Below are 7,235 nucleotides of genomic sequence, written 5' to 3'. Positions count from 1 at the left end.
GGACAACAACGTATTCAAGCTTGGGTTAGCTTTACTAATATGATGCGAGACATTAACAAATTTGATAAGGTTGATTGGCAAGGTGTTGTCGTCTGGAATCGCATCTTGGTTTATGCGACTCTGTTCGGCTATGCCAAACAAGTTCAAAAATTCCTTAAAATTCATAACATTAAACTTGCTAGCGAATCAGACTTTATGATGAATCCTGAAATTGGCTACCTTATTGGCATGCAAGCTCATCGTTTGGGAATGGCTAGTCAAAGTGCTGATTCAGCTGCGCATTTCTCTGTATCATCTAGTAGTTCAGGCTCTAGTGCTGGATTCTCCGGTGGTGGCGGAGGCGGAGGCGGCGGAGCATTTTAAAATGCTTTCAAATCTGCTATAATTGAGGGGATATTAAATTAAGGAGAGCTTATGTTATTTTTCGAACTACTTAAGGCTATCTTTTTAGGGGTAGTTGAGGGAATTACAGAGTGGTTACCTGTTTCAAGTACAGGACACCTGATTTTGGTTCAAGAATTTATTAAATTGAATCAAGATAAAGCGTTTTTGGACATGTTTAACATTGTCATTCAATTGGGAGCTATCCTAGCGGTTATTGTGATTTACTTTAAACGTTTGAATCCATTCCAGCCAGGAAAAACAGCGCGTGAAGTTCAGTTGACATGGCAGCTATGGTTAAAAGTTGTTATTGCATGTATTCCATCGATTTTAATTGCAGTACCTTTTGATGATTGGTTTGAAGCACACTTCAACTACATGATTCCAATCGCAATTGCCTTAATTGTTTACGGGATTGCATTTATCTGGATTGAAAAACGAAATGCTAATATTGAACCTGAAGTGACTGATCTTGCTCACATGCCTTATTTGACAGCCTTTTGGATTGGATGCTTCCAAGTTCTAAGTATCATTCCAGGAACAAGTCGTTCAGGAGCAACAATCCTTGGAGCAATCATTGTGGGAACAAGTCGTTCAGTTGCAGCTGACTTCACTTTCTTCCTTGCTATTCCAACTATGTTTGGTTACAGTGGTTTGAAAGCTGTTAAGTTCTTCTTAGACGGAAATGTTCTAAACTTTAGCCAATTCTTGATTTTGATGGTGGCAAGCGTTACAGCTTTCCTTGTCAGTTTATACGTTATCCGCTTCTTGACTGATTATGTTAAGAAACACGATTTCACTATTTTTGGTAAATATCGTATCGTTTTGGGAACAATTCTTATTCTATATAGCATTGCCAAATTTATCTTTTAAAAAAGCCAGCAGCCCTTGTCAGGGCTGCTTTTTATGACGTAAAAATTGAAAAAACAAGACTTTTCTTGTATAATAAAATGACTACTAGTGCGAGGTATATAGTATGGAAATGAAACAGATTAGCGAGACAACGCTAAAAATAACGATTAGTATGGAAGATTTAGAAGAACGCGGAATGGAGTTGAAAGACTTCTTGATTCCACAAGAAAAGACAGAAGAGTTCTTCTATTCAGTAATGGATGAATTGGATTTACCAGATAATTTCAAAGACAGTGGCATGCTTAGTTTCCGTGTGACACCACGTAAAGACCGCATTGATGTCTTTGTTACCAAATCTGAAATCAATAAAGATATAAACTTTGAAGATCTAGCAGCCTTTGATGATGTTTCAAACATGTCACCTGAGGAATTTTTCAAGACTTTAGAGCAGACAATGTTGTCTAAAGGCGACACGGAAGCTCACGAAAAATTAGGTAAGATTGAAGAAATGATGGAAGGTGCTGTTGAAGATGTGAATCCATCAGATTATGTTCACTATGTCTTGGATTTTCCAAGCTTAGAAGCTACTGTTGCTTTTGCTAAGGCTATTGATTTTCCAGTTGAAGCTTCAGAGCTTTATAAGATGGATGGGGCTTACTACATGACAGTTCTCATTGATTTGCAAAATCACCCATCTTATTATGCAAATTTGATGTATGCTCGTATGTTAGAATACGCTGGCGCTGGTACAAAAACTCGTGCTTATTTACAAGAGCATGCGGTTGAATTATTGACGGATGATGCCGTCGAAAAATTAAAAATGATTGAGTTGGTATAGTATGGCACCCTTTACAATTGAATATGTTTTAGTTTTAATTGGCGCGTTTTTATTATCACTTTTCTTGACGCCAATTGTTCGTTTTATTGCTTTTCGTGTTGGTGCCGTTGACAATCCAAATACTCGTCGTGTTAATGAAGTCCCAATGCCAAGTAGTGGTGGGTTGGCGATTTTCTTAGCCTTTTTAATGTCATCTTTGATTTTTATGCCAATGGTTTTGAAACAGCCGATTTGGACGATTTCTTATTTTGATTATATTTTGCCAGTTGTTATTGGTGGATTTATCATTACAGCGACTGGTTTTATCGATGATATTTATGAATTGAAGCCAAAAACAAAAATGGCAGGGATTATTTTAGGAGCTGTCATTGTTTGGGCCTTTACGGATTTCCGTTTTGATAGTTTTAAAATTCCTTTCGGCGGACCATTATTGCAATTCAATTCAGTAGTCACTTTCTTTTTGACGGTTTTTTGGATTATTTCAATTACAAACGCCATGAATTTGATTGATGGCTTAGATGGTCTGGTGAGTGGTGTTTCTATCATTAGCTTGATTACAATGGCTTTGGTATCTTATTTCTTCTTGCCACAGACCGACTTTTACTTGACTTTGACAATCTTATTATTGATTGCTTGTATTGCAGGATTTTTCCCTTATAATTACAATCCAGCTATTATATACTTGGGAGATACCGGAGCTCTTTTCATAGGATTTATGATTGGTGTGCTATCTCTTCAAGGGTTGAAAAATTCGACTGCTGTTGCGGTGGTGACACCAGTTATTATTCTTGGTGTTCCGATTTTGGATACAACTGTTGCGATTATTCGCCGTAAATTATCAGGGCGTCCAGCGACAGAAGCAGACAAGATGCATTTGCATCACCGTTTGTTAGCTATGGGGTTTACACACCGTGGAGCTGTTTTGGTCGTTTATGGAATTGCAATTCTTTTCTCACTTATCGCACTCTTGCTAAATGTTTCAAGCCGTTTAGGTGGTGTCCTTTTGATGATTGGTTTAGCCTTTGCCCTAGAAGTCTTTATTGAAGGACTTGAAATTTGGGGCGTTGGTCGAACACCACTCTTCGATACCCTTAAATTTATCGGAAATAGCGATTATCGCCAAGCGATAATGTTAAAATGGAAAAATCGCAAAAATAATAAGTAAATGGAAAGCCTATTATGGCTTTTTTTTGATATAATGATTAGTAACCCTATAGAACTGCGGTAATTTTCAGAAAAAAGTTACTGCCGCATTTGATAAATTGGAGGAACGTACACATGTCTGTACTTGAAATAAAAGATCTTCATGTTTCAATTGAAGATAAAGAAATTCTTAAGGGTGTCAATTTAACCCTTAAGACTGGAGAGATTGCTGCGATTATGGGTCCTAATGGAACTGGTAAATCAACGCTTTCAGCTGCTATCATGGGTAATCCAAATTACGAGGTTACTCAGGGTGAAATTTTGCTAGATGGTGAGAACATTCTTGACCTTGAAGTCGATGAACGCGCTCGCCTTGGTTTATTCCTTGCCATGCAATACCCATCTGAAATTCCAGGTATTACTAACGCTGAATTTATTCGTGCGGCTATGAATGCTGGAAAAGAAGATGACGAGAAAATTCCTGTTATGGATTTTATCACAAAATTGGATGAAAAGATGGAATTTCTTGGCATGAAAGAAGAAATGGCAGAACGTTACCTTAACGAAGGTTTCTCAGGTGGTGAGAAAAAACGTAATGAAATTCTTCAATTGTTGATGCTTGAACCTAAATTTGCTCTTCTTGATGAAATCGATTCAGGTCTTGATATCGATGCTTTGAAAGTTGTTTCAAAAGGTATTAACGCTATGCGTGGGAATGACTTTGGAGCAATGATTATCACTCACTATCAACGACTTCTTAACTACATCACACCAGATGTTGTTCATATTATGATGGATGGTCGTGTTGTTCTTACAGGTGGTGCAGAACTTGCTGCTCGTCTTGAAAAAGAAGGTTATGCGAAAATTGCCGAAGAACTTGGAATTAAATACGAAGAAGAAGTGTAATTGATGATGTCAAGTCTACTATTATAGTAGATGATACTCGTATGTTGGATATAAAAAGGAGTAAACATCAAATTATGACGAAAGAATCAGTTTTAAATTTTTCACAAGCAAAAGCAGAACCTTTGTGGTTGCAAGAGCGACGCTTAGCTGCTTTTGATCATATAGATAAATTGCCATTACCAGAAGTCAACCGTGTAAAATTTCACCGTTGGAACTTGGGTGATGGAAGTATTTCAGAGGATGTGGCTTTGGCTAATGTCCCTGATTTTACAGCACTTGGAGATAATCCAAAACTTGTTCAGGTTGGAACACAAACTGTCCTTGAACAATTACCTGTTGACTTGATGTCAAAAGGTGTTATTTTTACAGATTTTTATAGCGCTTTGGAAGAAATTCCAGAAGTGATTGAAAAATATTTTGGTAAAGCGCGTGGTGACTTGGAAGACAAGTTAGCTGCTTATCATACAGCTTACTTTAACAGTGCTGCTGTGCTTTATGTTCCAGATAATGTGGACATTGAAGAGCCAATCGAAGGTCTCTTTTTCCAAGATAAGGCTAGTGATGTTCCATTTAATAAACACGTCCTTATTATTGTAGGAAAAAATAGTCACATCAGTTATCTAGAACGTTTTGAATCAATCGGTGAAGGCGATGCTAAAGCAACAGCAAACATCTCTGTTGAAGTTATTGCTTTAGATGGCAGTCAAGTGAAGTTTTCTGCTATCGACCGTCTTGGAAATAACGTGACAACTTATATTAGCCGTCGTGCTCATCATGGTAAAGATGCTGTGGTGGACTGGGCAATCGGCATCATGAATGAAGGCAATGTGATTGCTGATTTTGATTCAGACTTGTACGGAGATGGTAGCCAAGCTAATCTTAAAGTGGTTGCCGCTTCATCTGGCCGTCAAGTTCAAGGTGTGGATACGCGCGTGACAAACTACGGTTGCCATTCAGTCGGACACATTTTACAACACGGTGTCATTCTTGAACGCGGAACATTGACTTTTAATGGTGTTGGTCATATTGTAAAAGGTGCTAAGGGAGCGGATGCTCAACAAGAAAGCCGTGTTCTGATGCTTTCAGATAAAGCACGATCAGATGCCAACCCAATCCTATTGATTGATGAAAATGATGTGACAGCTGGTCACGCCGCTTCAATCGGACAAGTTGACCCAGAAGATATGTATTATCTCATGAGTCGTGGTATTGACAAGGAAACAGCAGAACGCCTAGTTATTCGTGGTTTCTTAGGTACTGTTATCACTGAAATTCCTGTCAAAGAAGTGCGTGATGAAATGATTGCTGTGCTTGACAGTAAGTTGGAGCAACGCTAATATGACAAAATTAGACGCTCATAAAATCGCTCAAGACTTTTGCATCCTTGACCAAGTTGTCAATGATGAACCTCTGGTTTATCTGGACAATGCGGCAACAACTCAGAAACCACAAGAAGTACTTGATGCGCTCAATCAGTATTATCATACTATCAATGCCAATGTGCACCGCGGTGTTCATACCCTTGCTGAACGTGCAACCGCCGCTTATGAAGCCAGTCGTGAAACAGCACGTCAGTTCATTAATGCTAAGTCAACAAAAGAAGTGTTATTTACACGTGGAACAACAACTGGACTTAACTGGGTTGCACAGTTTGCCCAAGAAGTTCTTAAAAAAGACGATGAAGTGCTTATTTCAGTTTTAGAACATCATGCGAATGTCGTTCCTTGGCAACAAGTTTGCCATAAGACTGGTGCAAAATTGGTTTATGTTTATTTAAAAGATGGTCAGCTGGATATGGAAGATTTGCGCAGCAAACTTTCAAATAAAACAAAATTTGTAAGCATTGCCCATGTTTCAAATGTTTTAGGCTCAGTGCAACCTGTTAAAGAAATTGCCAAATTAGCTCATGAAGTTGGTGCTTATATGGTGGTTGACGGTGCACAGTCTGCTCCTCATATGACAATTGACGTTCAAGATTTGGATTGTGATTTCTTTGCTTTCTCAGGACATAAAATGCTTGGACCAACAGGCATTGGTGTGATTTATGGTAAAGAAGAATTGCTCAATCAAATGTCCCCAGTTGAATTTGGTGGGGAAATGATCGACTTCGTTTACGAACAAGAAGCCACTTGGACAGAATTGCCTTGGAAATTCGAAGCCGGGACACCAAATATTGCTGGTGCTATTGCTTTAGGCGCGGCTATTGAGTATTTGGATAATCTTGGTTTAGATAATGTTCATGCGCATGAGCAAGAACTGGTTGATTATGTTTTACCTAAACTACAAGCCATCGAAGGAGTAACAGTTTACGGTCCACAAGACCCTAGTCAGCACATGGGAGTCATTTCATTTAATTTTGATGGATTGCATCCACATGATGTGGCAACAGCACTTGATTATGAAGGTGTTGCTGTGCGAGCAGGACATCACTGTGCACAACCTTTGATTAATTATCTTGGAATTCATTCGGCAGTGCGCGCAAGTTTTTATATCTATAATACGAAAGAAGATTGTGATAAACTAATAGAAGCAATTCTTAAAACAAAGGAGTTTTTCAATGGCACTTTCTAGATTAGATAGTCTTTATATGGCAGTTGTTTCAGATCACTCAAAAAATCCACATCATCACGGAAAACTCGAAGATGTTGATCAAGTTAATCTTAACAATCCAACTTGTGGTGATATGATTTCACTATCAGTCAAATTCGACGGTGATCGCATTTCTGACATTGCATTTGCTGGTGATGGGTGTACCATTTCAACAGCTTCATCAAGTATGATGACTGATGCTGTTGTTGGCAAGACGAAAGAAGAAGCTCTTGAACTAGCTGAGATTTTTTCAAAAATGGTTCAAGGTGAAAAAGACGATGCCCAAAAAAGATTAGGTGAGGCAAGTTTTTTGGCAGGAGTTTCAAAATTTCCACAACGTATTAAATGTTCAACTCTTGCCTGGAACGCCTTAAAAAAAGCTATTGAAAACGGTAGTAAAAATACAGAAAGGTAATTAGATGCCTGAAAAAAATGAAAAAGTAACACCAAAACCAATTGATATTGGTGAGTATCAATATGGCTTCCACGATGACGTGACACCAGTCTTTTCAACAGGAAAAGGAAT

8 protein-coding genes are annotated in these 7,235 nt (G+C 38.3%); all 8 read left to right on the top strand.

What is annotated here, in order from left to right:
* The coding region (locus tag STRINF_RS00110; protein ID WP_006530960.1) for a DUF2207 family protein at positions 1 to 363 on the top strand (363 nt) is incomplete at its 5' end.
* Between the two features lie 51 nt (positions 364 to 414).
* Positions 415 to 1,254 carry an undecaprenyl-diphosphate phosphatase gene (locus STRINF_RS00105; protein ID WP_006530959.1) on the top strand — a complete coding sequence of 280 codons (840 nt, stop codon included), beginning with the start codon at positions 415 to 417 and terminating at the stop codon, positions 1,252 to 1,254.
* Positions 1,255 to 1,357: 103 nt separating this feature from the next.
* Positions 1,358 to 2,071 carry an adaptor protein MecA gene (gene mecA / locus STRINF_RS00100; RefSeq protein ID WP_006530958.1) on the top strand — a complete coding sequence of 238 codons (714 nt, stop codon included), beginning with the start codon at positions 1,358 to 1,360 and terminating at the stop codon, positions 2,069 to 2,071.
* A 1-nt stretch (position 2,072) separates the two neighbouring features.
* Entirely contained in the window at positions 2,073 to 3,236 is a 1,164-nt protein-coding gene (locus STRINF_RS00095; RefSeq protein WP_006530957.1) for a glycosyltransferase family 4 protein, read from the top strand.
* A gap of 113 nt (positions 3,237 to 3,349) precedes the next feature.
* Positions 3,350 to 4,120 carry a Fe-S cluster assembly ATPase SufC gene (gene sufC / locus STRINF_RS00090; RefSeq protein WP_006530956.1) on the top strand — a complete coding sequence of 257 codons (771 nt, stop codon included), beginning with the start codon at positions 3,350 to 3,352 and terminating at the stop codon, positions 4,118 to 4,120.
* Positions 4,121 to 4,194: 74 nt separating this feature from the next.
* Positions 4,195 to 5,457: a Fe-S cluster assembly protein SufD gene (gene sufD, locus STRINF_RS00085; RefSeq protein ID WP_014334313.1), complete on the top strand. Its 1,263-nt coding sequence runs from the start codon at positions 4,195 to 4,197 to the stop codon at positions 5,455 to 5,457.
* Position 5,458: 1 nt separating this feature from the next.
* Positions 5,459 to 6,691 (top strand): cysteine desulfurase, encoded by a 1,233-nt coding sequence (locus STRINF_RS00080; RefSeq protein WP_006530954.1) that lies wholly within the window; start codon positions 5,459 to 5,461, stop codon positions 6,689 to 6,691.
* The gene (sufU, locus tag STRINF_RS00075; RefSeq protein WP_006530953.1) at positions 6,678 to 7,124 is read left to right on the top strand and encodes a Fe-S cluster assembly sulfur transfer protein SufU; all 447 of its coding nucleotides are present in this window, start codon (positions 6,678 to 6,680) and stop codon (positions 7,122 to 7,124) included. The genes STRINF_RS00080 and sufU overlap by 14 nt, the downstream gene beginning before the upstream one ends.
* Positions 7,125 to 7,235 lie beyond the last annotated feature (111 nt).

The organism is Streptococcus infantarius subsp. infantarius ATCC BAA-102, assembly GCF_000154985.1.
GTDB classification, from domain to species: Bacteria; Bacillota; Bacilli; order Lactobacillales; family Streptococcaceae; genus Streptococcus; species Streptococcus infantarius.
This window is presented reverse-complemented; position numbering and strand designations above follow the sequence as displayed.